Genomic DNA, 24,501 nt, shown 5'->3' with positions numbered 1-24,501 from the left:
CCCGTCACCGCGTCAGCGCGTCACCGCCTCAGCGCGTCACCGCCTCAGCGCGTCAGCGGCCAGGCGATCTCGTGGGCCGTGTGCTCCCCGTTCCCGTCGGCCTCGCGCTCGGCCACGTGGCGGGCGCAGGCGTCCTGGAGGGTCTCCAGGAGGTTCAGCGGGTCCGGCAGCGGGTGCTCGGGGCCGCGGACCCAGGCGACGACCGGGTGCGCGTCCTCGTCACCGGGGAGCCGGGCCGGCGGTACGAGGACGTAGCTGCCGCGGCAGTGCCAGCGCAGCCCCGGGTGCTCGTCCATCGTCTCCGGGTGGCAGTCCAGCTCGCACGGCCACCACTCGTCCTCGTCCTCGGGGGTGCCGCGGGTGGCGGTGAAGAAGAGCATCCGCCCGCCGACCGTGTCGACGTCGGCGGACTCGGCGACCGGCCCGACCTCGACGCCCTCGGCGAGGAGGCGCTCCAGGGCGGCGCGGCCGGCGGCCAGCGGCACGTCGAGGACGTCGTGGACCATGCCGGTGGCGGTGATGAAGTTCGCCTCGGGCTCGTTCCGCGCCCAGCGCTCGATCTGCGCGCGGTCGGTGGTCGACTGGGTCTGCCAGGCGAAGGAGACGGGGTGCCGGGCGGGGGTGGGGCAGCCGATCCGCTCACAGGAACAGCTGTAGCCCACGGGGTACGCGGCGGGGGCCAGGGGCAGCCCGGCGGCGGCGGTGGCCAGGAGCAGCTTCTCGCGGTCGTTCTCGTCGTCGGCCGCGGTGCGTTTGGGGCGCCTGCGCAGCCACTGTGCGAGTCTGCTCTCCGTGCCGCGGTAGCGGCCGATGCCGTCGCCCATCTATCCCCTCACACCTCGTGCTCGCCCGTTCGGCTCTGCCCATGGTCCCACCATCCTGGGCTTCGGGTGACCGGAGTGCGGAAGGGGGTTGCTCACAGCTGCCGGGAGCCGGGGTCGGGCGCGGGTTCAGTCGCGGGGTGCGAGGCCGCGCAGGGCGAGGTCGACGAGGGTGTCGGCGTAGGCGTGGGTGAGCGGCAGGGTGCGGTGGATCCACCGGTGGTGGAGGGGTCCGACCAGGAGTTCGACGGCGACGCGGGGATCCGTCCCGGGGTCGATGTCGCCCTTGGCCTGGGCGGCCTCGATGCGGCGGACGTAGTACTGGAGCTGGGGTTCGAGCAGGGCCTCGGTGAAGCGGGCGCCGAGCTCGGGGTCGACGATCCCCTCGGCGGCGAGGGCGCGGGTGGGTCCGTCGAAGGCGGGGTCGTTCAGCTCGTCGACGGTGGCGCGCAGGACGTGCCTGAGGTCGGCGGCGAGGTCTCCGGTGTCGGGGATCTCACTGGCACCTTCCCCGCCGTGAGCGTCTTTCCGCCGAGCTGCCTCGTTGGCGCGGGCGGCGAGGTCGAGGAAGGCGTCGAGGAGGACGGCCGCCTTGGAGGGCCACCAGCGGTAGATGGTCTGCTTGCCGACACCGGCGCGGGCGGCGATGCCCTCGATGGTGGTCTTCGCGTAGCCGGCCTCGGAGACGAGGGCGAGGGCGGCGTCGAAGATGGCGCGGCGGGAGCGCTCGCTGCGGCGGGAGGCGTCGGGGGCGGCCTTGGGGGGCCTGGTCTCGGTCATGGCCCCAATCTAACAGTCGACGAGACGAGACGTCTCGCCACATCCCGCCCGCTCGAACGGGCTCGAACCACCCGAACGGTCCACAGCGCGAAGGCCGCCGAGAGCGGACCATGAATCCACCCATCACCACCGCTCTCCAGTGAGGAGCCTTCATTGCGCCCCACTCCGCGCACGTCCTCGCCCCGCCGTTATCTGATGTGCCCACCCGCGCACTTCACGGTGACGTACTCCATCAACCCCTGGATGGACCCCACGAAACCGGTCGACCTGGCGCTCGCCCTCGCCCAGTGGGAGGACCTGCGCGACCGCTACCGCTCGCTCGGCCACACCGTGGAGCTCCTGGAGCCCGACCCGGCGCTGCCGGACATGGTCTTCGCGGCGAACGGCGCGACGGTCGTCGAGGGCCGGGTCCTCGGCGCGAAGTTCGCCCACCCGGAGCGGGCCCGCGAGGCCGACGCCCATGTGTCCTGGTTCCGGAGAAACGGTTGGGCGGACGACGCCGTGCGCGAGCCGGAGCACGTGAACGAGGGCGAGGGCGACTTCGCCGTCACCGCCTCCTGGATCCTCGCCGGCCGCGGCTTCCGCTCCAGCCCGCTCTCCCACGACGAGGCGCAGGAGTTCTTCGGCCGCCCGGTGATCGGCCTGGAGCTGGTGGACCCGCGCTACTACCACCTGGACACGGCGCTGTGCGTCCTGGACGACGCCCGGGACGAGGTCATGTACTACCCGGACGCCTTCTCCCCCGGCAGCCGCGCGGTGCTCGCCCGGCTCTTCCCGGACGCCCTGATCGCGAGCGGCGAGGACGCGGCTGCCCTCGGGCTCAACGCGGTCAGCGACGGCCGGAACGTGCTGCTCCCGCAGGCGGCGGTGGGCCTCTACGAGCCTCTCCGCGCCCGCGGCTTCGAGCCGATCGGCATGGACCTGGGCGAACTCCTCAAGGGCGGCGGCAGCGTGAAGTGCTGCACCCAGGAGCTGCGGCCCTAGCCCTCGTCCTCCGGCGGCCAGGAGTCGCCCCACTCCGCGTCACGGGCCTGCTTGTACAGGGGCCCGTGCCGCTTGGTGACGGTCTCGCGGCCCAGGCCCTCGGGCGCGCAGAGTTCGAGCAGGACCTGCCCCTTGCGGATCTGCGGCCTGCGGACGACGCGGCCGGTCGTCGGGGTCGCCGGGAACCGTACGGCGGCGACGTACGCGTACTTCTCGTCCTCGTACGGCAGCGACCCGCCCTTCACCTTCCGGTGCAGGGACGAGCGGCTCACCCGGGCGGAGAAGTGGCACCAGTCCGTGCCGGGCACGATCGGGCAGGCCCCGCTGTGCGGGCAGGGCGCGGCGACGGTGAAGCCGGCGTCGATCAGCAGGGTGCGGGCCGCGATGATCCGCTCGTAGCCGTCGGGGGTGCCGGGCTCGACGATCACGACCGCCTGCGCGGCGCGGGCCGCCTCGGTGACGAGCGCCGTCCTGTCGGCCTCGGTCAGCTCCTTGAGGACGTACGAGACGGTGACGAGGTCCGTGTCGGCGAGGCTCAGGGCGGAGCCGATCCGCTCGCGCCGCCACTCGGCGTCCACGATCCCCGCCGCCAGCTCGCGGCCGAGCGCCAGAGCCGGTTCCGCCCAGTCCAGGACGGTGGTGCGGGGCGGCCCCTCCTCCCAGGCCTCGGCGACGGCCCAGCTCGCCGCGCCCGTGCCGCCGCCGACGTCGGTGTGGGTGCCCGGCGCCCAGTCGGGCGCGGCGTCCCGGAGGGCGTACAGGGCGGCCCGTACCGCCTCGAAGGTCGCCGGCATGCGGTACGCGGCGTACGCGGCGACGTCGGAGCGGTCGCGCAGCACGGGGGCGTCCGTCGGGGTGGTGCCCCGGTAGTTGGCGATCAGCCGCTCGACGGCCTGCGCCGCCCGGTTGGGCGGCAGCCCGTCGAGGAGCGCGGCGAGGGCGGCGCGCAGGGAGGCGGCGGAGGGAGCTGAGGCGTTCACCGAGACAGTCTAGGCGGGCGCGCCGGTCCGCTCCGTCCTGCGCCAGGGGCGGCAGAGGCCCAGGAAGCAGGCGAGGGCGAGGAGGGCGCTGCCGAGCTGGACGACGGCCATGGGCACGGCGGTGTGCTCGCCCGCGATGCCGACGAGCGGGGAGGCGACGGCGCCGACGAGGAAGGAGGAGGTGCCGAGGAGGGCGGAGGCGGATCCGGCGGCGTGTGGGGTGCGCATCAGGGCCTGGGCGTTGGTGTTGGGCAGGACCAGGCTCATCGCGGACATCAGGACGAAGAGTCCGGCGGCGACGGGCGCGAGCCCGGTCTCGCCGAAGACGCCGGAGGTCATGAGGAGCAGCGCGAGGCCGGCTAGCACGACGATGCCGAGGCCCCAGCCGAGCACCTTGTCGAGGCTGACGCGGCCGACGAGGAGCTTGCCGTTGATCTGGCCGACGGCGACCAGCCCGATCGAGTTGAGGCCGAAGAGCAGGCTGAAGGTCTGCGGGGAGGCCCCGTAGATCTCCTGGACGACGAACGGGGAGGCGCTGATGTACGCGAAGAGGGCGGCGAAGGTGAGGCCGCCGGTCAGCGTGTAGCCGGCGAAGACGCGGTCGGCGAGGAGCCCGCGCATGGTGCGCAGGGCCTGCCCGACCCCGCCCTCGTGCCGCCGTTCGGGGGGCAGGGTCTCGTGCAGGAAGCGCCAGACGACGAGGGTGAGCAGGACGCCGATGACGGTGAGGACGTAGAAGACGCCCCGCCAGTCGGTGATGCGCAGGATCTGGCCGCCGATGAGGGGGGCGATGATCGGGGCGACGCCGGAGATCAGCATCAGGGTGGAGAAGAAGCGGGCCATCTCGACGCCGTCGTAGAGGTCGCGGACGACGGCGCGGGCGATGACGATGCCGGCGGCGCCGGCGAGGCCCTGGAGCAGCCGGAAGCCGATGAGCAGTTCGGCGCTGGGCGCGAGGGCGCAGACGGCGGTGGCGAGGACGTACACCGCCATGCCGGTGAGCAGCGGGCGCCTGCGTCCCCACTTGTCGCTCATGGGGCCGACGACGAGCTGGCCGAGGGCCATGCCCGCGAGGCAGGCGGTGAGGGTGAGCTGCACGGTGGCGGCGGGGGCCCGCAGCGCGCCGGTGACCTCCGGGAGCGCCGGGAGGTACATGTCCATGGAGAGCGGGGGGAGGGCGGTGAGCCCGCCCAGGACGAGGGTGACGAGGAGCCCCGTCCGCCGGGCTGCGGTGACGACGGGGCTGTCGGTTATGTGCCCTTGTGTTGTTTTCTGGCCGCTCTCCGGCATCGACTGCTCCGTTTCGTTGAATCCTCGCCCATGTTCTCAGCCGAACCGGTCCGTGGTCACCACGGACCGGTTCGGGATTCCACAGGCGTACGACACCGGTGGACGAGGAGACGGCCGTCGCCCTCAGGCGGGCTTGAGACCCGGGTCACCCGCCTCCGTGACGAGGGAGGCGGCGGTGGCGACGGGGGCGCCGGGCCGGGTCACGTAAGGAACCGTACGGAAGTCGGCGCGGGCGCTCTCCTGGCCGAGGGCGACCGTCACGTATCCGCGGCGGCCGCTGTAGAACTTCACGTGCGGATTGGCCTGGGTGATCCGGTCGTGGTTGGAGGGCCGGTCGGCGCCGTTCCTGCCGCTGGCGATCGAGGTGGTGACGATCTCGGTGCCGACCGTCCGCGAGGCCGGGTCGCGGAAGTCGGCCTTGATGTCGAGACCGATGCCGACGTGGACGTCGCCCGTGAGCACCATCAGGTTCTCGACACCGGCGGCCTGCGCGCCCGCGAGGATCCGCCGCCGGGAGGCCGCGTAGCCGTCCCAGGCGTCCATGGAGAGCGTGAAGTCGGCGGTGGGCCGGTCGCGGCGCTCGCTGAACACGACCTGCTGCGGCAGGACGTTCCAGCGGGCCCGGGAGGCCTGCCAGCCGTCGAGCAGCCAGCGCTCCTGCGCGGCGCCGGTCAGGGTGCGCGCCGGGTCGTCGAGGAGGGGCCCCGGGACCTGCCAGCCGTCCCCGTACGCCTGGTCGGAGCGGTACTGGCGGGTGTCGAGGATGTCGAACTGGGCCAGCTTCCCGAAGCGCAGCCGCCGGTACAGCTTCATGTCGGGGCCCTCGGGCAGCTGGGGGCGGCGCAGCGGCTGGTGCTCCCAGTAGGCGCGGTAGGCGGCGGCACGGCGGAGCAGGAACTCCTCCGGCGGGACGCCGTCCTCGGAGGTGTCGCCCGCGTAGTTGTTCTCGGTCTCGTGGTCGTCCCAGGTGACGACGAAGGGGTGCGCGGCGTGCGCGGCGCGCAGGTCGGGGTCCGTCTTGTAGAGCGCGTAGCGGAGCCGGTAGTCCTCCAGGGTGAGCGTCTCCCGGTTGAAGACGGCCGGGAGCGTGCGGTCGGTGTAGGCGCGGGCGCCGCCGGTGGCGTCGACGGCGTACTCGTACAGGTAGTCGCCGAGGTGGAAGACGACGTCGACGTCCTCGTCCGCGAGGTGGCGGTAGGCCGTGAAGTAGCCGTCGTGGTACGCCTGGCAGGAGACGGCGGCGAGCTTGACCTCGCGGGTCCGGGCGGCGGGGGACGGGGCGGTACGGGTCCGCCCCACCGGGCTGGTCCAGTCCCCGACGCGGAAGCGGTAGAAGAACACGTGGCCCGCGTCGAGGGGGGCGACCTCGACGTGGACGGTGTGCCGGAACTCCGGGTGCGCGGTCACCACGCCGCGCCGGACGATCCGGGTGAACCGCTCGTCGCGGGCGAGCTCCCACCGCACGGCGACCCGGTTCGCGGGCAGTCCGCCGTCGGGCTCGAAGGGGCGGGGCGCGAGCCGGGTCCAGAGGAGCACGGAGCCGGGAAGGGGATCGCCCGAGGCGACCCCGAGGGTGAACGGGTCCTCCGTGACGCGCCGGGCGTCCAGCTCGGCCGCGGCCGCCGCTCCGGCCGCGGGCAGCTGGGTGGCGAAGGCGAGCGCGGCGGCCGCGCCGGTGGTGGTCAGGAAGCGCCGGCGGCCGAAGTGGCGTGCGGCGGCGCGGAGTTCGTCGGCATGCTGCTGTACGTGGGTCATGATTCCCCTCCCCAGACGGATGCTGTCCGTCCGTCATTCGAGGGGGGCGGGACGACTTCCCCTTGTCGAGTACAGAACATCCACGTGTCGGACGGATGAGTTCATGGGGCACACGTCTCGCGTACGCTGCGCGCCCATGAGCATCGCAGTGGTGACGGGAGCCGGTTCGGGCATCGGCCGGGGCGTGGCGCTGGCCCTCGCGGCGGCCGGCTGGTCGGTGGCCCTCGCCGGCCGACGGGCCGAGGCCCTGGAGGAGACGGCCGCGGCCCTCCCCTCCGGCGACTTCCTGTGCGTCCCGACGGACGTGACCTCCGAGGAGGAGGTGACGGCCCTCTTCGCGTCGGTACGGGACCACTGGGGCCGCGTCGACCTGCTCTTCAACAACGCCGGTACGTTCGCGGGCGGCGGCGTCCCCGTCGAGGACCTGGACCCGGCGACCTGGCGCGCGGTCGTCGACGTGAACCTGACGGGCGCGTTCCTGTGCGCCCAGGCGGCCTTCCGGACCATGAAGGAGCAGGACCCGCGGGGCGGCCGCATCATCAACAACGGCTCGATCTCCGCGCACGTGCCGCGCCCGCACTCGATCGCGTACACGGCGACCAAGCACGCGATGACGGGCCTGACGAAGTCGCTGTCCCTCGACGGGCGCGCGTACCGGATCGCCTGCGGCCAGATCGACATCGGCAACGCGGCGACGGAGATGACGGCCCGCATGCAGACCGGCATCCTCCAGGCCAACGGCGAGACGGCGGTGGAGCCGGTGATGGACGCGGCGGACGTGGCGGCGACGGTGGTGCACATGGCCGGGCTGCCGCTGGAGGCGAACGTGCAGTTCGCGACGGTGATGGCGACGGCGATGCCGTACATCGGCCGGGGGTGAGACCGGGGTCGGGCCCCGGCCCCCGGCCGGGGCTCAGGCCTGCCCGGTCTCGAACCGGGAGACCTTCCCGCCGTCGACGGTGAACCTCCACGCGGTCCGCATCGCGCCCCAGGTGTCGTTGCGGTAGTCGGCCACGAGAGCGAGCCCGCCGTCCGCCTCGGACTCGACGTCCATGTGCCCGTTCGAGGAGAACACCTCCCGGTCGAGCCAGTCCTGCAGGTTGCGGTCGGAACCGTCGTCGGACATGGTCGCGCCGGGCGTGAGGAGCCCCATCAGGGCCGACCGGTCATGGGCGTTGAGGGCCGCGACGAAGTCGCGCACGGTCGGGTCGCTGAGCTGGTCCACGGGAATGGTCATGCCCCACCCGTACACCCATGGGACCCCGCCCCCCGTACGCCCGGGCCGCGAGGTCCCTCCGACGGCCGGTCAGGACCAGTCGCAGGCCTTGCCGTCGCCGTCGCGGTCGAGGCCGGAGCGGTAGCCGGGCTGGCCGCGGTAGATGGGGGCCTTGCCGGCGGCGCGGACGGCGTCGCAGTTCTTGTAGTAGGCGAGGCCGCCGCCGGAGCCACCGGAGCCGGAACCGGAACCGGAACCGGAACCGTTGCGATCGGGGTCCGGGTCGGGATCGGGATGCAGCCGGGCGAAGTCCTCGCTCGGGCAGGAGAGTCCGGGCCGGGCCAGGGAGAGGCGTACGGACATGTACTCGGGCCCGTCGACGTCCTCGCCCGCCTCCGGGTCCTGGAAGCAGATCCGCCAGTCGTCGTGACGGGCCGCCAGGTCGACGTCGGTGTACACACTGGCGCCCCGGATCTCGTTCAGGCCCACCTTCCGGAGCAGCGCGGAGCCGGCCGCGAAGGTCTTGCCGACGACGTTCGGCACCTTGGGGAAGACGACCGCCTCACCGTCCCGCGCCGGACAGGGGCTGCTCTTCCGGACGACGGCGAACTCGATCCGGATGCGCCGTCCTTCCTCAGCCGTGGCGGTCTCACCGGCGGCCGGCTCCTGGAAGCAGACCTTCCAGTTGCGGTCGACGAGCTGCATCTTGTCGGCCTCGGTGGCGTCGTGCGAGCGCGCGCGGAACCCCGCCTCGTACGCGGCCTGCGAGGCGGCCTCCAGGTTCTGGCCGGTGTAGTCGGCGACCACCCGCCGCACGACGGGGCGCGGGGTGGGGGTGGGCGGGGTGTACGGGGTGAAGGACGGGAACGCGGCGACCCGCGGCTTGCCGTCGGCCACCGCGGGCTTGTCCGCCGGTCCGTCGCTCGTGCCCACGGCGACGAACCAGACGCCGGACAGCACGGTCGCGAGGACCTTCCGCCCCGGCGACCACCGGGTCCGCCAGGCGAGGATCATGCCGGCGGGCGGCATGAGGACGAGACAGAAGACGACGAACCCGGGCCGCCGCCACCACGGCACCTCCCGCACCGGCCCCTTGTCCAGCGACACGCCCACTCGACCCCGCCCCTTCCCTGATGACGCCTCAGCGGCACACAGGGTATGACCTGGGTGTTCGCCACCGGCGCCCAGGGTGGAACGTATCGGTCCGGTCAGCACGGCGTCCGAATTGCGCCAGCGCCACGGAGTACCACCGGCGCACCCTGACCTCATGACCACCGACACCGCCACCACGGCGTACGCGGCCCGCCCCATCCCTCCCACGGCGCTCGCCGGGCTCCGCGCCACGGACGACGCCGGCCGCCCCTGCGTCCCGTACACCGCCACCGACGGCGGCCACCCCCTCCGCTGCTGCCTGCGGCTCTCCGTACCCGGCGAGCGGATCGCCCTCGTCTCGTACGCGCCCCTCCGCCGCTGGGCCGCCGAGACGGGCGCGGAGCCCGGGGCGTACGACGAGCAGGGCCCGGTCTTCGTCCACGCCGAGGACTGCGGCGGCCCCGCGCCCTCGGAGACGTACCCCTTCTCCCGCACGGGGGCGCTCCGCACCCTCCGCCGCTACGACGCGGCCGGCCGGATCGTCGGCGGCCGCCTCCTGGAGCTCCCCGAGCCCCCCGCCGCCGGCTTCGACCAGGCCCTGGCCGAGGCCTTCGCCGACCCGGCCGTCGCCCTGGTGCACGTCCGGGCGGTCGAGTACGGCTGCTTCCACTTCGAGGTCCGCCGCCCCTGACGTCCGCCGGCGCGCACGAGAAGGGCCCCGACCAGGTCGAAACCTGATCGGGGCCCTTCCCACGTGGGCCGACAGACGAGTCGGGCTGTACGCCGGGTTCTGTGCCCCGGGACCTCGCGGTCGTCGGGGCGACGGCCATCCATCTAGGACCGGCGTTGCCGCCGGCCTCCTGCGGTCTACCCGCGGACTCGGGCGAGCAGCCCTCGAACATCCGCGCAGGGACACCGGGGTGTCCCCTCTTGACCTTGCTCCGAGTGGGGTTTACCTAGCCGCCTGAGTCACCTCAGGCGCTGGTGGTCTCTTACACCACCGTTTCACCCTTACCGAGGACCGAGGTCCCCGGCGGTCTGTTTTCTGTGGCACTGTCCCGCGGGTCACCCCGGGTGGCCGTTAGCCACCACCCTGCTCTGTGGAGCCCGGACGTTCCTCGGGAAGATCCTGGGATCTCCACGCGGCCGTCCGCCCGGCTCGTCTGCCGTGCCGACCATGCTACCCGCCGATTCAGAGGAAGTCGGCCGTCTCCAGGTCGAAGCCGAAGGGGGCGGGGAGGGGGAGGGACTTGCCGAAGGGGGCGAGGTCCCGTCGGAGGTACTCGCCGTCCTCCGGATCGCTGAAGAGCGTCACCGTGGACGTGTCCCGATCCACGAGCAGGTAGAGCGGAATGGCGCCGCGTGCGTAGCAGCGGCGTTTGACGTCACGGTCCACGTTCGCACGGCGCGAGGTGACTTCGAGGACCATGGCGACGCCCTCGCAAGGCATCCAGGAGTCGGCCCCGCGGAACAGGCGCCGTGCTTCCGGGGCGAAGGTTCCGTCCGGGATGACGTGGTCCCTCGGGGCCCCAGGGGCCTCCTTCAGGGTCAACCCCTTGTTCCCGGAGAACTGCATCTCGGTCCGCGACCGCCGGTACACCTGCCCGACGATCAATCCGATGTAGTCCTCGTGGTCCCCGTCCGGCGGCGGCGTCACGACGATCTCCCCTTCGATCAGCTCCGCCCGGAAGCCCTCCGGCGTCTCCAGCGCCAGGAAGCCCTCCAACAGGCCGTCGGCCTGCGTGAGTGGTGCGTGCGGCACGGCAGTCATGTCGTGATCGTCGGACATCGAGGCACCCGCCGTCCCTGTGATCGGGGTCGTTCCCCCGATCGTGGCACATGATCGGGTACGCCCCCCGGCCTGACCGCTTGACCCCGGCGCGGCGTCACGGGTTCTACTGGGAGGACGCGCTTCGGGGACAGGGGGGGCTGGGCCCATGACGGACACGTCCACACCACGACGGCCGCTGCCGCGGCTGCTGCGCGGGGTCGCGTACGCCGCGCTGCCCGGCGAGCTGGTGCTCTTCGTCTGCCTGCTGGCCGGGGTGCGGGTACCCGGCGGCGCGCTGCTCGCCGGGGAGCTGCTCGTCCTGGGGGTGCCGGCCGCCGAAGGCTTCGCCTGGGTGCGGCTGCGGCGGCGGGGGCTGTCCGCCCGGGAGGCCCTGGGCGAGCTGGTGCCCGGGCCCGTGCTGCGTCTCGTCGGGCACGAGCTGCGGCTGATGGCGAGTCTGGGGCGGTGGGTCGCGCGGCGGCCGCACGGGGTGGCGGGCGCGGACGGTGTGTTCCCGCACGCGCGGGACCAGGCGGCGATGATGTACGGCTTCGCGTTCGTGACCGTGGTCGAGACCGTCGGCATGTCGTTCCTGCTCGTCGAGTGGCCCGTCCTCCACGCGGTCTTCCTCGTCCTGGACGTCTACACCGTGCTGTTCGTCCTGGGGCTGCACGCCGCCTCCGTGACCCGCCCGCACACCCTCACCGGGACCGTCCTGAGGCTGCGGCGGCACGCGCACGTCGACGTACGGGTGCCGCTCGACCGGATCGCGGCCGTCCGGCGCGAGCTCGTCTTCTCGCACGAGAAGGCCGAGGGCGAGCTGAACCTCGCCGTCGGCTCCCAGACCTCCGTCACGATCGAGCTGACCGAGCCGGTCGACGCGCCCCGGCTGCTCGGCGCGCCCCGCCCCGTGCGTCTGATCCGCCTGCACGCCGATGAGCCGAAGGCCCTGTACGACGCGCTCACGCGGGTGCGAACAGGACCTTCGCCGTCCCCGGGTCCGCTTCCGACAGCCTGACCCGCAGCCACTCCCCCAGCGGCAGCTTCGCCTCGCCGCCCTCGATCCGGGCGACGACCGCCGGGTCCTCCAGGTGGACGGTGCCGACGGCCGGCTCGCGTTCCTTCACGTCGATGACGTACGCGTCGAAGATCTCGCCGACCCGTTCCTTCAGGAGCGCCGCCTCGACGATGTCGACGCTCTCGCGTTCGACGGTGTTGGCGCGCCGGGCGCCGGCGGCCATCTCGTCGGGCAGGGCGGGCAGGGCGGCCCGTACCCACTCGGGCGGCTCGTCCCCGGCGACCGCCGCCACGCACAGCTCGCCCGCGTACCGGTCGACGAGGCGGCGCAGCGGCGCGGTGGCGTGCGTGTACTCGTCGGCGACGGCGGCGTGCACGGCCGGGGTGGGGACGTGGCCGTCGGTGAAGACGGTGTACCCGGCGCCGCGCAGCAGGCTGGTGCACTCCTGGAGGAAGGCGGCGTGGCGCGGGTTCGTGGGGTCGGCGGAGCGGACGACGTCGGCGTACGAGACGTGGTGCGGCCAGTCGACGCCGAGGGCCTGGGCGGAGCGGCGCAGCCGGGCGACGGCGCCGTCGGGGGCGGTGGGGAGGGTGCGCAGGATGCCGGTGCCGGCGGCCGTCATGAGGTCGGCGGCGGCCATGCCGGTGAGGAGGGAGATCTGCGCGTTCCAGCCGTCGGCGGGGAGCGGGGCCCGGTATTCGAGGGTGTACGTGTGGTCCCGTTCGACGATCTCCTGCTCGGGGACGTGGAGGGAGATGCCGCCGCGTTCGGCTTCGAGGGCCTCGCGGAGCCGGCCGATGTCCCGGAGGAGGGCGAGGGGTTCCTCGGCCGTGCCGTCGTCGATGCGCCGCTGCACGCCCTCGTAGTCGAGTTTGGCGCGGCTGCGGACGAGGGCGCGGCGGACGTCGGTGGCGACCCTCCGGCCCTCGGCGTCGAGGTCGACGCGCCAGAGCAGGGCGGGGCGGGGTTCGCCGGGGAGCAGGCTGGCGGCGCCCTCGGAGAGGACGGGCGGGTGGAGGGGGACCTTCCCGTCGGGGAAGTAGAGGGTGAGGACGCGCCGGTGGGCCTCGGCGTCGATCGCGCCGCCGGGGGTGACGAAGGCGGCGACGTCGGCGATGGCGTAGTGCACGCGGTAGCCGCCGTCGGCGCGGCGGGCCAGGTGCATGGCCTGGTCGAGGTCGGTGGAGGTGGGCGGGTCGATCGTGAAGAAGGGGATGTCGGTGGCGTCGTGGGAGGGGAGGCGGGGGTTCTTCGCGGCCGCCTCGGCCTCGGCGAGGACGGCGGGCGGGAAGCCCTCGGGGATCCCGAGCTCGGTACGGAGTGCGCGCAGGGCGGCCCGCAGCGGAGCCTCGGCTGCGCCGGTCACGTGGAGGTGGCGGCGGGGCATGGACCGAGCGTATGAGGCGGGGCGGGGCGCGGCACCTCGTGGGCGGGGACCTCGTACCTGGGCGAGGGCCGGCACCTCGTGGGCCCGGGACCTCGAACGTGGACGGGGGGCGCGGCCCGGACCTCGTACGCTGGACCGTCGGGGCCGCACCCCCATCCCCGTACGGACGAAGGAGAACCACCGTGCTCGTGCTGTTGCCGCCCTCCGAAGGCAAGGCCTCCTCGGGGCGCGGGGCGCCGCTCAAGCCGGAGTCGCTGTCCCTGCCGGGTCTCGCGGAGGCGCGCGCGGCGGTCCTGGACGAGCTGGTCGAGCTGTGCGCCGCCGACGAGGAGAAGGCGCGCGAGGTGCTCGGCCTGAGCGAGGGGCTGCGCGGCGAGGTCGCGAAGAACACGGAGCTGCGGACGGCGGGTGCGCGTCCGGCCGGGGAGATCTACACGGGCGTGCTGTACGACGCGCTGGGTCTGGCGTCCCTGGACGCGGCGGCCACGAAGCGGGCGGGGAGCTCGCTGCTCGTGTTCTCGGGGCTGTGGGGCGCCGTGAAGGTGACGGACCGGATCCCGTCGTACCGCTGCTCGATGGGGGTCAAGCTGCCGGGTCTCGGCGCGCTCGGCGCGCACTGGCGCGGCGCGATGGCCTCGGTGCTGCCGGAGGCCGCCGGGGACGGTCTCGTCCTGGACCTGCGCTCCTCGGCGTACGCGTCGGCGTGGAAGCCGAAGGGCGAGGTCGCGGCCCGGACGGCGACGGTGCGGGTGCTGCACGCGCCGACGCGGAAGGTCGTCAGCCACTTCAACAAGGCGACGAAGGGCCGGATCGTGCGGAGCCTCCTGGAGGCGGGCGCGGAGCCGGGTTCGCCGGCGGAGCTGGCGGAGGCCTTGCGGGATCTGCAGTACGTGGTGGAGGAGGGCGGGAAGGCGGGGGCGCTCGACGTGCTGGTGGACGAGATCCACTAGCCGCCCGTCGTTGCATTCTCCGCAACGCTCGTTGCGGGTCTCGCTCGTCCTGGGCAGGATGACGCCCATGTCCCCGACGAGCGTGTTCGACCTCGCCCCGGAATGCCCCGTCGTCCCCGTCGTCGTGATCGAGGACGCCGCCGACGCCGTGCCCCTCGCGCGGGCCCTGGTGGCCGGCGGCCTCCCGCTGATCGAGGTCACCCTGCGCACCCCGGCCGCGCTCGACGCCGTCCGCGCGATCGCGGCCGAGGTGCCGGAGGCGGTCGTCGGCGCCGGCACGGTCGTCTCGCCGGCCGGAGTCGCGGACGCGGTGGGCGCCGGGGCGCGGTTCCTGGTCGGCCCGGGGTGGACCGAGCGGCTGCTCGGCGCGATGCGGGACTCGGGCCTGCCGTTCCTGCCGGGGGTCTCGACGGCCTCGGAGGTCGTGGCCCTGATCGAACGCGGGGTGGAGGACATGAAGTTCTTCCCGGCGGAGGCGGCGGGCGGCGTCCCGTATCTGAAGTCCCTCGCGGGCCCGCTGCCCCGGGCCCGCTTCTGCCCCACGGGCGGCGTCTCCCTCGCCTCCGCCCCCGCCTACCTCGCCCTGCCGAACGTCCGCTGCGTCGGCGGTACGTGGATGCTGCCGCCCGCCGCCCTCGCCGCCCGCGACTGGGGGCGCGTGGAGTCCCTCGCGCGCGGGGCGGCCCTGGTCAGCCGCTGAACCTCGCGCCCAGGTGGTCGGTGACGGGGCGGTAGCCGAGGCGCTGGTAGAGGGCGTTGCTGGTGGGGTTGGCCAGGTCCGTGAAGAGCAGGACCTGCGGCGCCCCGGCGTCGAGCGCGGCCCGGCTGACGGCCTCGGTGGCGCCGGCGGCGTACCCGCGGCCGCGCTCGGCGGGCGGGGTGTAGACGAGGTGGACGCGGGCCTGGCCCTCGATCGTGCGGGAGACGGCGGCCATCGAGACCGGGCGGTCGTCGGGCCCCTCCCAGAGCCAGAGGCGTCCCTCGGAGATCCGCTCGGTGACGAAGCCGGTGTAGTCCTCGGCGGGCTCGTCGCCGATCGCCACCGCGAACTCCCGCGTCCAGGCGGCGACGAGCGGGACGTCTGCCCCGTCGGCGAGCCGTGCGCGGCCGGCCGGGGCCGGGTCCGGCGGGGTCAGCTCGCCGAGCCGGAAGAGCCTCATCCGTACGGTGGGCGTCCAGGGGCGGCCGGTGGCCGCCGCGTACGCCTCGACGGCGGCCGTCTCGCCGCGCACCTCGGTCGGCGCCCGGCCCCCGGGGAACCGGAGCGCCCGGGCGGCCTCCTCCGTCATGGCCCCGAAGGCGGACACGCCGGGCGGCGACACGACGAGGGCGCCGGTGACCCGGCCGTCCGCCTCCTCCCACCAGCCGAGCCGCCCCGCCGCGTCCATGAGCGTGAGCACGGCGGTGTTGCGGGCGGGGTCGGCGGCGAGGTGCTCGGCGGCGGCGGCCCGGAAGGCGGCGGCGCTGTCGGTGAAGGACCACGTCATGCGGGCGATGGTGGTACGGGGCCGGGGGACGCGCCAGCGGTTTCGCTCGCCTGCCTCACGCTTACCGCAGGTGCGAGGTGTCGTTGAGGAGCCGTACCGAGGCGTTGCCGTCGGCGTAGTAGGCCACGGCCGAGATCGAGGCGGCCGACAGCTCCATCCGGAACAGCGACTCCGGCGGGGCGCCGAGCGCGAGCCGGACCAGGGTCTTGATCGGCGTGACGTGGGTGACGAGGAGGACCGTACGGCCCGCGTACGCGGCGGTCAGCCGGTCCCGGGTCGCGGCGACGCGCCGGGCGACGGTCGCGAAGCTCTCGCCCCCGCCGGTCGGCGCGGCCTTCGGCGAGGCCAGCCAGGCGTCGAGGTCCTCCGGGTACCGCTCGCGGACCTCACCGAACGTCAGGCCCTCCCAGGCGCCGAAGTCGGTCTCCCGCAGGCCCTGCTCGATCCGCACGTCGAGACCGAGCCGGGCGGCGACGGCACCGGCGGTCTGGCGGCAGCGGGCGAGCGGCGAACTGACGATCTCCTGGATCGTGCCGCGCGCGGCGAGCGCCTCGGCGACGGCCTCGGCCTGCCGTGTCCCGGCCGCCGACAGCTCGGGATCGCTCCCCCCGCTCCCCGAGAACCGCTTCTCGGGCGTGAGCGCGGTCTCCCCGTGCCGGAGCAGCACGAAGGTGGCGGGCGCGCCCATGTCGGGGCCGGACCAGCCTTGGCGGGGGGCGGCACCGCTCTGCGCGGACGGGGCGGCGGCCCGCGCGGGCGGGGTGGTGCGGGCCTGCGGGGGCGCGACAGCGGCCCCGGGCGTCACTGCGAGACCGGCCGGTGCCGCAGCGGCGCCGGTCTGCGCGGGCGCGCCGGGCTCGGCGCTCGCGTCCGGCGTCTCGGCGCGGGTCGCCGGGCCGCCGGTCGCCGGCGCGTGCGTCCGCGCCGCGTGGCCCACCGGGGCCAGTGCGCCCGCCGCCGCCTCGAAGTCGCCGGAGGCGACCGAGGCCGCGACGGCCTCCTCAGCGGCGAACAGGCCGTCGTCGGGCGCGGTGTCCGGGGCCGTCGGGCGCGACACGCCGCCCGGCCAGGCGCCGGAGCCCGTACCCGTGGTGGAGACCGCCGCAGCCGTGCCCGTCAGCGCCGCGCGCGCCATCGCCGCGCCCGCCGTCGCGTCGCCGGGCGGGCCCGACGGGGGCGGGGCCGCGGCGTTGCGGGCGGCTGCGGCGTCCAGGCCGGCCGTGGAGGCCGACGGCTCCCACTGGCGGCCGCGCTTGCCCGCGTCCATCGCCTCGTTCGCGAGCCGGTCCGCGTGCTTGTTCCGCTCGCGCGGGATCCACTCGTAGCGGACCCGTCCCGGTGGGAAGACGCGGGCGGCCTCGGCCGCGAGCGGCTTCATGTCCGGGTGCTTGATCTTCCAGCGGCCGGACATCTGCTCGACGACCAGCTTGGAGTCCATCCGGACGTGGACGGCGGCGTCCGGGAAGAGTTCCCGGGCCGCCTTCAGGCCCGCCACCAGGCCCTTGTACTCGGCGACGTTGTTCGTGGCCACGCCGATGTACTCGGCGGCCTCCGCGAGGGTCTCCCCCGTCGCCGGGTCGAGGACGACCGCGCCGTACCCGGCGGGTCCCGGGTTGCCCCGGGAGCCGCCGTCCGCCTCGACCACGAGCTCGCGCATTACAGGCCGGACTCCGAGGTGCGGACGAGGATCCGGCGGCAGTTCTCGCAGCGGACGACCGTGTCCGCCGCGGCGGCGCGGACCTCGTTGAGCTCGGTGATGTTGAGCTCGATGTGGCAGCCCTCGCACTTGCGCTGGTACAGCCGGGCCGCGCCGACGCCGCCCTGCTGCTCGCGCAGCTTCTCGTACAGCTTGATCAGGTCGGCCGGGACGGAGCCCGCGACGAGCTCGCGCTCCTTGGCGACGGAGGCGGACTCGGTGTCCAGCTCGGCCTGCGCGGCGTCGCGGCGCGCGGTCGCGTCGTCCACCTTGGTCTGCACGGCGGCGACGCGCTCGGTCAGCTCCTTGAGGCGCTCCTGCGCGGACTCGCGGCGCTCCATGACCTCGAGGACGATCTCCTCCAGGTCGCCCTGGCGCTTGGCGAGGGAGACGATCTCGCGCTGGAGGTTCTCCAGGTCCTTCGGGGAGGAGACGGCGCCGGAGTCGAGCCGCTGCTGGTCGCGCGCGGCGCGCTGGCGGACCTGGTCGACGTCCTGCTCGGCCTTGGTCTGCTCGCGGCCGCAGTCGCTCTCCTCGGTCTGCGCGGCGACGAGCAGGTCGCGCAGCTGGGTGAGGTCCTTGGTCAGCGCCTCGATCTCGGCGTGCTCGGGCAGCGAGCGGCGCTTGTGGGCGAGCTGCTGGAGGCGGACGTCCAGGGCCTGGACGTCGAGGAGGCGGATCTGGTCGGCGGGCGCGGCGTTCAGTTGGGGGCTCCAGGAGAGGTGTGGTGGGAGGACCAGGGGTCGGTGACCGTCTTCGAGACGTGGACGCGGAGGTCCCAGCCGTGGCGGTCGGAAATCTCGTCGAGCTGGGCGGCGGCCTGCTCGCACCAGGGCCATTCGGTGGCCCAGTGCGCGGCGTCCACCAGGCCCAGGGGCGACTGCTGGGTGGCCTCGGAGACCGGGTGGTGGCGCAGGTCCGCGGTGAGGAAGGCGTCGACGCCCGCGGCGCGCACGGCGCCGAAGAGGCTGTCGCCGGAGCCGCCGCTGACGGCGACGCGGCGGACGGTCATGCCGGGGTCGCCGGCGACCCGGATGCCCTGCGCGGTGGCGGGCAGCCGCTTCGCCGCGCGGGCGGCGAACTCGGCGAGGGTCTCGGGGCGGTCGAGCTCGCAGATCCGGCCGAGGTTGTTCTCGGGGACCAGGGGGCCGGTGACCCGGAGGTCGAGCGCGCCGGCGAGGGCGTCGGAGACGCCGGGGTCGGCGGTGTCGGCGTTGGTGTGCGCGACGTGGAGGGCGATGTCGTGCTTGATGAGCGTGTGCACGACGCGGCCCTTGAAGTGGCCGGCCGCGACCGTCGTCGTACCGCGCAGGTAGAGCGGGTGGTGGGTGACGATCAGGTCGGCGCCGAGGGCGATCGCCTCGTCGGCGATGTCCTGGACGGGGTCGACGGCGAAGAGCACGCGGGTGATCTCGGCGTCGGGGTCGCCGCAGACGGTGCCGACGGCGTCCCAGGACTCGGCTCGCTCTGGTGGCCAGAGGGCGTCGAGCTCGGCGATGACTTCAGACAGACGGGGCACGAGGGAAAGGCTACCTGCCCCCCGTGCCCCGTCGTCCTGACCCGTGGACGACTCCGCCTTACTCGACCAGGTCCCCGCGCAGGTCGTCGAGGACGCTGTTCGCCGCGGTGACGCCGAGGCCGAGGTACCAGGTCTCGTCGGGGACGTCCTTGGCCCGGCCGGCCTTGACGGCCTTGAGGTTCTTCCAGAGCGGGTTGGCCTGGGCGGTGTCCTTCTTGGTGGCCTTGGCGTCGCCGTAGACGCCGGTGAAGATCCAGTCGGCGTCGGCCTCGTCGATCTTCTCGGGGCTGATCTCGGCCGCCAGCTCGTCGATCTGCTGGTTCTTCGGCCGGGGCAGGCCGGCGTCCTCCAGGATCGTGCCGATGAAGGAGGCCCTGGCGTAGAGGCGGATCTTGCCGGGGAGGTAGCGGACCATGGAGACGGTCGGCTTGTTCGGGCCGATGTCCGCACCCAGCTGCTTCGCCTTGGTCTCGTACGCGGCGAGCTTCGTCTTCGCCTCGGCGGTCCTGTCGAGCGCGGCGGCGTTGAGCAGGTAGTTCTCCTTCCACGTGAAGCCGGGGCGGATGGAGAACACGGTCGGCGCGATCTTCGACAGCTCGTCGTACTTGTCGGCGGCGCGCAGCTGGCTGCCGAGGATGAGGTCGGGCTGGAGGTTGGCGATGGCCTCCAGGTTGAGGTTGTTGATGGTGCCGACGGACTTGGGGGTGCCGGCGTCCTTCTTCAGGTAGCCGGGGATGCCGTCGTCGCCTTCGGAGGGGGCGTAGCCGACGGGCTTGATGCCGAGGGAGACGACGTTGTCGAGCTCGCCGACGTCGAGGACGACGACCCGCTTGGGCGCGGCCGGGATCTCGGTCCTGCCGAGGGCGTGGGTGAGGGTGCGGGGGAACTGGCCCGGCTTCGCGTCGGTGCCCATGGCGGCGGTCTTGGCGGCGGCGTCGCCGAAGTCCTTGCCGCCGGTGGCGACGTCCTTCTTCTTGGCCGTGTCCTCCTTCTTCGCGGAGTCGGAGCTCCCGTCGCCGCCTCCGCAGGCCGCGAGCGAGAGCGCGGCGGCGAGGGCGACGGCGGCGGCGGTGCCGCGGCGGCGGAAGGACATGAGAAGGCTCCTGTACGGGTCGTCCTGGCGGGGACTTGCGTGGAAACGGGCACGGTCCGACTGCCCGTGCGGGCACGGCCCGGCGGAGGCGACACCTCCACTTAGGTTCGCCTTACCTTACTCACCATGGGCCACTCCAGCACAACCGCCCCCTCCCGCTCAGCCGAACCGCCGGACGGCCACCCTTATGTGTGAAGTGACCCTGCTCGTGTTGTTCGGCTGGAAGTGCGAAAACTAGCTTCGTGGCTGGAGGTGACGAGTCGATGACAGCGTGTGCCATCGAGACCACGGCCGAGGACGACGACCGCGACCCCGGTGCGGCCTGGCCGGCGGGGTTCACGATCACGGCCAACGGCGCGTACGCGGCCAGGCTCGCGGGCGCCGGTGACGCCCTGTACGTGGAGCGCTGGACGCTCGACGGCCCCGAGCCGTACGCCGTACCGCTCCCCCTCGACCAGCCCGAGGAGCGGGGCACCCAGCTGCTGCCCCTCGCGGACGGCCGGGTCCTCGTCGCCCGCCGCGTGGACGGGCGGCGGAACACGTTCTCGCTGCTCTACCCCACCGGCCCGGCCACCGGCGAGCTCCGGCTCGGCTCGGTGGAGGCGCCCGGCTCCGAGCACCTGGTGCTGCTCCCGCCCTCGCCGGACGGCATCTGCGCGTACGCGATGTGCGTCGGCCCCGACACCACGACGCTGTGGCTGGTGGCGGGCGGGGCCTTCGGTCCGGAGAGGGTGGCGGAGGTCAAGGGCCGCTGCACGGGCGGGGTGTGGCTCGACCGCACCGGCCGGATGCTCGCGCTCGACCGGCGGCTCGGCGACGGGCCGGTGAAGGCGGTCGCCGTGGACCTGGAGCGGGGCGGGGAGGTGACGCCGCTGCTCCAGATCACCGAGGACAGCGACGACCGGCTGCTGCTCGCCGACCCGGACAGCGGACTGCTCCTGATCCGCTCCGACGCTCCGGGTCACGACCGGCTGGGCTGGGGGGTGCTCGGGAGCCTGCTGCCGGTGCGGTTCCCCGAGTGCCTGCGGCTCGACGACGCGGCGGTGACGCCGTTCGCGGTGCAGCCGGGGCAGGTGCTGATGCCGGAGAGCTGCGCGGTCGCGCTGCGGATCGACGCGGCGGGCGGCAGCTGGGTGGGCGTCTGGCAGCCCTCGTCCCGCCGGATGGCCCAGCTGGCGGCGCCCCAGGGGTGGCTGGCCGGGGCGGGCCTGTGGACGGCCGAGGGCGTGCTGCGGCTGCCGTACGCGACGGACGGGGTGCCCTGCGGGCTCGCCGGCCTGGAGATGCCGCCGGAACCCGAACCGGAACCCGAACCGGCGACGGTCGTCGAGGAGCCCCGGGTGTGCCGCCCCGTGCCCTTGCAGCAGGCGCCTCTGACGGACCGCGGACCGGCTCGTTAGACTCACGGCCGCACAGCAAGAGCAAGACCTACGGGGTGAGTTCAGGAATGTCCGAAGCAAGCACGCAGGGTACGGAGTCGCACGGCTCCGGGAAGCACCGCGGCGAGGCGTCCCCGGTGGAGGACTCCACGTCCTCGCCGCACGGCCGGCACCGCCGCGAGACCGAGTAGCACGGAAGAAGCGCAGGAAGCGAAGGGCCCCGGGATCGATCCCGGGGCCCTTCGCCTTCCCCACCGCCACCCCCGTGGCTCAGCCCCTCTTCAGACCCAGCACCTCCGTCGCGGCGAAGGTCTCGCCCGCCGGGCGGGACGCGTAGTGCGGGGTCAGGAGGGAGTCCAGTTCCTCGTACGTGAACGCCTCCTTGGCCGTGTCGAACTTGGCGGAGACCTTCGGCCGGTCCACGACCGCCACCATCCCGCCGTGCACGACGAGCAGCTGCCCGTTGACCCCGGCCGCCGCCGGGGACGCCAGGTAGCCGACGAGCGGCGCCACGTGGTCCGGGGACAGCGGGTCGAGCTCGCCCTCCCCCGGCTCCCCGAAGCCCGCGAAGACGTCCTCCGTCATGCGCGTCCTGGCCCGCGGGCAGATCGCGTTGGCGGTCACGCCGTACCGGGCGAGCGCGAGCGCCGACGAGGTCGTCAGGCCCACGATGCCGCCCTTGGCCGCCGCGTAGTTCGGCTGGCCGGCCGAGCCCGCGAGGAAGGCCTCCGAGGAGGTGTTGACGATGCGGCCGTAGACGCCGGTCTCGCCCGCCTTGGCGCGGCCCCGCCAGTGCACCGCCGCGAAGTGGGTGGTGTTGAAGTGGCCCTTGAGGTGGACCCGGATGACCGAGTCCCACTCGTCCTCGCTCATCGAGAAGACCATCCGGTCGCGCAGGATGCCCGCGTTGTTGACCAGGACGTCCAGCTTCCCGAACTCGGCCACCGCCAGGTCGACCAGGGCCCGCGCCGTCTCGAAGTCGGAGACGTCGCCGAGGTGCGCGACCGCCCGGCCGCCCGCCGCGCGGATCTCCGCCGCGACCTCCTCGGCGGGTGCGGCGGAGGCCTCGCCGGAGCCGTCGCGGCCGGGCTGCCCGTAGTCGTTGACGACGACGGCGGCGCCGAGCCGGGCCAGTTCCAGGGCCTCGGCGCGGCCGAGACCGCGCCCGGCGCCGGTGACGATCGCGCTCAGTCCCTCAAGAGGGAGTGACATGGATGATCGCGTCCTCTCAGATCTCGATGCAGGTACGGAGGGCCGCGCCGGTCCGCATCTGCTCCAGGGCCTCGTTGATGCCCGCCAGCGGCACCCGGTGGGTGATCAGCGACTCCAGGTCGATGCGGCCGGCCCGCCAGAGCGCGATGGCGCGCTCGTACGAGCGGAGCACGTCCCCGCCCCCGTACATCGAGGGCAGGATCCGCTTCTCGTCGAAGAACAGCTCGAACATGTTGAGCTGGAGGAAGTCGTCGAGGGCGCCCGCGCCGACGACGCAGAGGGTGCCGCCGCGGCGGGTCGTCTCGTACGCGGTGCGCGCGGTGGCGGACTTGCCGACGACCTCGAAGACGTAGTCGAAGCCCTCGCCGCCGGTGATCCGCTGCCTGGCGTCGGCGAGCGCGTCGGGCGCGACCGCCTCGGTGGCGCCGAACTTCAGCGCGGCCTCGCGGCGGGACTCGACGGGGTCGACGGCGACGATCTGGGCGGCGCCCTGGAGCTTGGCGCCCTGGATCGCGGAGATGCCGACGCCGCCGCAGCCGATGACGGCGACCGACGAACCGGCCTCCACCTTGGCCGTGTTGATGGCGGCGCCGAGGCCGGTGGTGACGCCGCAGCCGATGAGGGCCGCGATGTCGAAGGGCACGTCGTCGGGGATCGGGACGGCGCAGCCCGCGTCGACGACGACCTCCTCGGTGAAGGTGCCGGTGCCGGCGAAGCCGAAGACGTCTCCGCCGGGGCGCTTGAAGTTGGGCGTGCCGGCGTTCATGAAGCCGGCCAGGCACAGCTGGGTCTGGCCGCGCTTGCAGGCGGGACAGCTGCCGCAGGCGGGCAGCCAGCAGAGCAGGACCCGCTGCCCCTGGCTGAGGCCGGTGACGCCGTCGCCGACGTCGAGGATCTCGCCCGCGCCCTCGTGGCCGGGGATGAAGGGGGCGGGCTGCGGGAGGACGCCGCTCATCGCGGAGACGTCGGAGTGGCACAGGCCGGTGGCCCGCACCCGGATCCGCACCTTTCCGGGGCCGAAGCCCACCGCCTCGACGTCGTCGAGGACTTCGAGTTTGTCCTGGCCGATCTCGTGCAGTACGGCTGCGCGCATGGTGCGGCTCCCTCCGGAGTGGGTCTACGAGATCTACGAGTGTTCGACGAGGGTGTCGGCGAGGACCGGGGCGTCGTCGCGCTCCACGGCCGTCACCGCCACCTGGACGCGGCCGTCGCCGGCCCACATCCGGATGCGCAGGGTCTCGCCGGGGAAGACGATCCCGGCGAAGCGCGTGCGGTACGAGCGGACGCGGGTGACGTCCCCGTCGAGCAGCGTGTCCACGACCGCCTTGAGGGTCATGCCGTACGAGCAGAGGCCGTGCAGGATCGGCTTGTCGAAGCCGGCGAGCTTGGCGAACTCGGGGTCGGCGTGGAGCGGGTTCCAGTCTCCGGAGAGCCGGTAGAGCAGGGCCTGCTCCTCGCGGATCGGCCGCTCGACGGTGGCGTCCGGCGCGCGGTCCGGGAGCGCGAGGCGCTCGGAGGGGCCCCGGTCGCCGCCCCAGCCGCCCTCGCCGCGTACGAAGATCGAGGCGTCGCTGGTCCAGAGCGGGCCGTCCTCGTCGGCGGCCTCGGAGCGCAGCACGAGCACGGCGGCCTTGCCCTTGTCGTACACGGCGGCGACGCGGGAGGTGGAGACGGCGCGGCCGCCGGTGGGCAGCGGGCGGTGGAGGGTGATCGACTGGCCGCCGTGCAGGACGGCGGCGAGGTCGATGTCGATGCCGGGGGCGGAGAGCCCGCCGACGACGCCCATGCCGGCGCCCGCGACGGTGGCGAAGCTGGGCAGGACGTGGAGCCTGGACTCCAGGGTGTAGCGGAGCTCGTCCGGGTCCGTGGCCGGGACGCCGGCCCCGAGGCCCAGGTGGTAGAGCTGGACGTCCTTGTGGTCCCAGGAGATCTCGGCGCTGCGGGGTTCGGCGGCGACGGCCTTGGCGGGGTCGATGGGCATCGGGCTGCTGCTCCTCGTTCCTTGGAAGACCTCGGTGCGGCCGTCCGCACCGTCGGCCGCACCGAGGCCGTGCGGGGACCGTCCCGTACA

At 73.9% G+C, this 24,501-nt stretch carries 25 protein-coding genes and 1 other RNA gene; 8 read left to right on the top strand and 18 right to left on the bottom strand.

Features of this window, described 5'->3' with window-relative positions:
- Nucleotides 1–44: 44 nt before the first annotated feature.
- On the bottom strand, nucleotides 45–824 hold the full coding sequence (locus GGE06_RS03595) for a bifunctional DNA primase/polymerase (RefSeq protein ID WP_116161303.1): 780 nt from the start codon (nucleotides 822–824) through the stop codon (nucleotides 45–47).
- Between the two features lie 126 nt (nucleotides 825–950).
- Nucleotides 951–1,601, bottom strand: coding sequence for a TetR/AcrR family transcriptional regulator (locus tag GGE06_RS03590; protein ID WP_116161302.1), 651 nt, complete (start codon nucleotides 1,599–1,601; stop codon nucleotides 951–953).
- A 153-nt stretch (nucleotides 1,602–1,754) separates the two neighbouring features.
- Between GGE06_RS03590 and ddaH the strand changes: the two genes are divergently transcribed.
- The gene (gene ddaH, locus GGE06_RS03585) at nucleotides 1,755–2,585 is read left to right on the top strand and encodes a dimethylargininase (protein WP_352024795.1); all 831 of its coding nucleotides are present in this window, start codon (nucleotides 1,755–1,757) and stop codon (nucleotides 2,583–2,585) included.
- Here the strand turns inward: ddaH and GGE06_RS03580 are convergent.
- The 3 genes from GGE06_RS03580 to GGE06_RS03570 form a co-directional block, all read right to left on the bottom strand.
- Complete coding sequence (locus GGE06_RS03580; protein WP_116161300.1) at nucleotides 2,582–3,565, bottom strand: small ribosomal subunit Rsm22 family protein; 984 nt, start codon at nucleotides 3,563–3,565, stop codon at nucleotides 2,582–2,584. The genes ddaH and GGE06_RS03580 overlap by 4 nt on opposite strands.
- 9 nt (nucleotides 3,566–3,574) lie before the next feature.
- Nucleotides 3,575–4,855 (bottom strand): Bcr/CflA family multidrug efflux MFS transporter, encoded by a 1,281-nt coding sequence (locus GGE06_RS03575; protein WP_116161299.1) that lies wholly within the window; start codon nucleotides 4,853–4,855, stop codon nucleotides 3,575–3,577.
- A gap of 123 nt (nucleotides 4,856–4,978) precedes the next feature.
- Nucleotides 4,979–6,610 carry an alkaline phosphatase D family protein gene (locus GGE06_RS03570; RefSeq protein WP_184930003.1) on the bottom strand — a complete coding sequence of 544 codons (1,632 nt, stop codon included), beginning with the start codon at nucleotides 6,608–6,610 and terminating at the stop codon, nucleotides 4,979–4,981.
- Between the two features lie 103 nt (nucleotides 6,611–6,713).
- Here GGE06_RS03570 and GGE06_RS03565 point away from each other — a divergent pair, with 103 nt between their 5' ends.
- The gene (locus GGE06_RS03565) at nucleotides 6,714–7,490 is read left to right on the top strand and encodes an SDR family oxidoreductase (protein WP_116161297.1); all 777 of its coding nucleotides are present in this window, start codon (nucleotides 6,714–6,716) and stop codon (nucleotides 7,488–7,490) included.
- A gap of 33 nt (nucleotides 7,491–7,523) precedes the next feature.
- Here GGE06_RS03565 and GGE06_RS03560 read toward each other — a convergent pair whose 3' ends face one another.
- Entirely contained in the window at nucleotides 7,524–7,847 is a 324-nt protein-coding gene (locus GGE06_RS03560; RefSeq protein ID WP_116161296.1) for a nuclear transport factor 2-like protein, read from the bottom strand.
- A 69-nt stretch (nucleotides 7,848–7,916) separates the two neighbouring features.
- The gene (locus GGE06_RS42220) at nucleotides 7,917–8,939 is read right to left on the bottom strand and encodes an excalibur calcium-binding domain-containing protein (protein ID WP_312883021.1); all 1,023 of its coding nucleotides are present in this window, start codon (nucleotides 8,937–8,939) and stop codon (nucleotides 7,917–7,919) included.
- Nucleotides 8,940–9,093: 154 nt separating this feature from the next.
- On the opposite strand from GGE06_RS42220, the gene GGE06_RS03550 reads away from it, so the two are divergent.
- Complete coding sequence (locus GGE06_RS03550) at nucleotides 9,094–9,609, top strand: DUF1203 domain-containing protein (RefSeq protein WP_184930002.1); 516 nt, start codon at nucleotides 9,094–9,096, stop codon at nucleotides 9,607–9,609.
- Between the two features lie 72 nt (nucleotides 9,610–9,681).
- Here GGE06_RS03550 and rnpB read toward each other — a convergent pair.
- An RNA gene (gene rnpB / locus GGE06_RS03545) (RNase P RNA component class A) lies at nucleotides 9,682–10,080 on the bottom strand.
- Between the two features lie 30 nt (nucleotides 10,081–10,110).
- Nucleotides 10,111–10,689: a Uma2 family endonuclease gene (locus GGE06_RS03540; RefSeq protein WP_116165572.1), complete on the bottom strand. Its 579-nt coding sequence runs from the start codon at nucleotides 10,687–10,689 to the stop codon at nucleotides 10,111–10,113.
- A gap of 166 nt (nucleotides 10,690–10,855) precedes the next feature.
- Here GGE06_RS03540 and GGE06_RS03535 point away from each other — a divergent pair, with 166 nt between their 5' ends.
- Nucleotides 10,856–11,707, top strand: coding sequence for a hypothetical protein (locus GGE06_RS03535; RefSeq protein WP_184930001.1), 852 nt, complete (start codon nucleotides 10,856–10,858; stop codon nucleotides 11,705–11,707).
- Here the strand turns inward: GGE06_RS03535 and GGE06_RS03530 are convergent.
- Nucleotides 11,652–13,094: an RNB domain-containing ribonuclease gene (locus GGE06_RS03530; protein WP_184930000.1), complete on the bottom strand. Its 1,443-nt coding sequence runs from the start codon at nucleotides 13,092–13,094 to the stop codon at nucleotides 11,652–11,654. The genes GGE06_RS03535 and GGE06_RS03530 overlap by 56 nt on opposite strands.
- A gap of 182 nt (nucleotides 13,095–13,276) precedes the next feature.
- Between GGE06_RS03530 and yaaA the strand changes: the two genes are divergently transcribed.
- Together yaaA and eda are read left to right on the top strand one after the other, a co-directional pair.
- Nucleotides 13,277–14,044 carry a peroxide stress protein YaaA gene (gene yaaA, locus GGE06_RS03525; protein ID WP_184929999.1) on the top strand — a complete coding sequence of 256 codons (768 nt, stop codon included), beginning with the start codon at nucleotides 13,277–13,279 and terminating at the stop codon, nucleotides 14,042–14,044.
- Nucleotides 14,045–14,111: 67 nt separating this feature from the next.
- Nucleotides 14,112–14,744 (top strand): bifunctional 4-hydroxy-2-oxoglutarate aldolase/2-dehydro-3-deoxy-phosphogluconate aldolase, encoded by a 633-nt coding sequence (gene eda / locus GGE06_RS03520; RefSeq protein ID WP_184929998.1) that lies wholly within the window; start codon nucleotides 14,112–14,114, stop codon nucleotides 14,742–14,744.
- Here eda and GGE06_RS03515 read toward each other — a convergent pair.
- The 5 genes from GGE06_RS03515 to GGE06_RS03495 form a co-directional block, all read right to left on the bottom strand.
- Nucleotides 14,734–15,531, bottom strand: coding sequence for a GNAT family N-acetyltransferase (locus GGE06_RS03515; RefSeq protein ID WP_184929997.1), 798 nt, complete (start codon nucleotides 15,529–15,531; stop codon nucleotides 14,734–14,736). The genes eda and GGE06_RS03515 overlap by 11 nt on opposite strands.
- Before the next feature lie 61 nt (nucleotides 15,532–15,592).
- On the bottom strand, nucleotides 15,593–17,188 hold the full coding sequence (locus tag GGE06_RS03510; protein ID WP_116161289.1) for a bifunctional RNase H/acid phosphatase: 1,596 nt from the start codon (nucleotides 17,186–17,188) through the stop codon (nucleotides 15,593–15,595).
- Nucleotides 17,188–17,931 carry a zinc ribbon domain-containing protein gene (locus GGE06_RS03505; protein WP_181924892.1) on the bottom strand — a complete coding sequence of 248 codons (744 nt, stop codon included), beginning with the start codon at nucleotides 17,929–17,931 and terminating at the stop codon, nucleotides 17,188–17,190. The genes GGE06_RS03510 and GGE06_RS03505 overlap by 1 nt, the downstream gene beginning before the upstream one ends.
- On the bottom strand, nucleotides 17,928–18,746 hold the full coding sequence (locus tag GGE06_RS03500; protein WP_116161288.1) for a Nif3-like dinuclear metal center hexameric protein: 819 nt from the start codon (nucleotides 18,744–18,746) through the stop codon (nucleotides 17,928–17,930). The genes GGE06_RS03505 and GGE06_RS03500 overlap by 4 nt, the downstream gene beginning before the upstream one ends.
- A 58-nt stretch (nucleotides 18,747–18,804) precedes the next feature.
- Nucleotides 18,805–19,839: an ABC transporter substrate-binding protein gene (locus tag GGE06_RS03495; protein ID WP_184929996.1), complete on the bottom strand. Its 1,035-nt coding sequence runs from the start codon at nucleotides 19,837–19,839 to the stop codon at nucleotides 18,805–18,807.
- A 263-nt stretch (nucleotides 19,840–20,102) separates the two neighbouring features.
- On the opposite strand from GGE06_RS03495, the gene GGE06_RS03490 reads away from it, so the two are divergent.
- Nucleotides 20,103–21,239 carry a hypothetical protein gene (locus GGE06_RS03490; protein WP_116161286.1) on the top strand — a complete coding sequence of 379 codons (1,137 nt, stop codon included), beginning with the start codon at nucleotides 20,103–20,105 and terminating at the stop codon, nucleotides 21,237–21,239.
- 47 nt (nucleotides 21,240–21,286) lie between these two features.
- Nucleotides 21,287–21,409 carry a hypothetical protein gene (locus GGE06_RS43345; protein ID WP_281402290.1) on the top strand — a complete coding sequence of 41 codons (123 nt, stop codon included), beginning with the start codon at nucleotides 21,287–21,289 and terminating at the stop codon, nucleotides 21,407–21,409.
- Nucleotides 21,410–21,488: 79 nt separating this feature from the next.
- Here GGE06_RS43345 and GGE06_RS03485 read toward each other — a convergent pair whose 3' ends face one another.
- From GGE06_RS03485 to chsH3, 3 genes are read right to left on the bottom strand one after another with little or no spacing between them, the layout of a single operon-like run.
- Nucleotides 21,489–22,430, bottom strand: a complete 942-nt coding sequence (locus GGE06_RS03485) for a 3-oxoacyl-ACP reductase (RefSeq protein WP_116161285.1) — start codon at nucleotides 22,428–22,430, stop codon at nucleotides 21,489–21,491.
- A 16-nt stretch (nucleotides 22,431–22,446) separates the two neighbouring features.
- A complete protein-coding gene (locus GGE06_RS03480) occupies nucleotides 22,447–23,523 on the bottom strand; it encodes a Zn-dependent alcohol dehydrogenase (protein ID WP_116161284.1) in 1,077 nt (358 codons plus the stop codon).
- Nucleotides 23,524–23,556: 33 nt separating this feature from the next.
- Nucleotides 23,557–24,411, bottom strand: coding sequence for an enoyl-CoA hydratase ChsH3 (gene chsH3 / locus GGE06_RS03475; RefSeq protein ID WP_116161283.1), 855 nt, complete (start codon nucleotides 24,409–24,411; stop codon nucleotides 23,557–23,559).
- Nucleotides 24,412–24,501: the final 90 nt, after the last annotated feature.

Origin of the sequence: Streptomyces nymphaeiformis (genome assembly GCF_014203895.1) — a bacterium.
Lineage (GTDB): Bacteria > Actinomycetota > Actinomycetes > Streptomycetales > Streptomycetaceae > Streptomyces > Streptomyces nymphaeiformis.
Note: the sequence above shows the minus strand (reverse complement) of the source record. Positions and strands in the feature narration are given on the sequence as shown.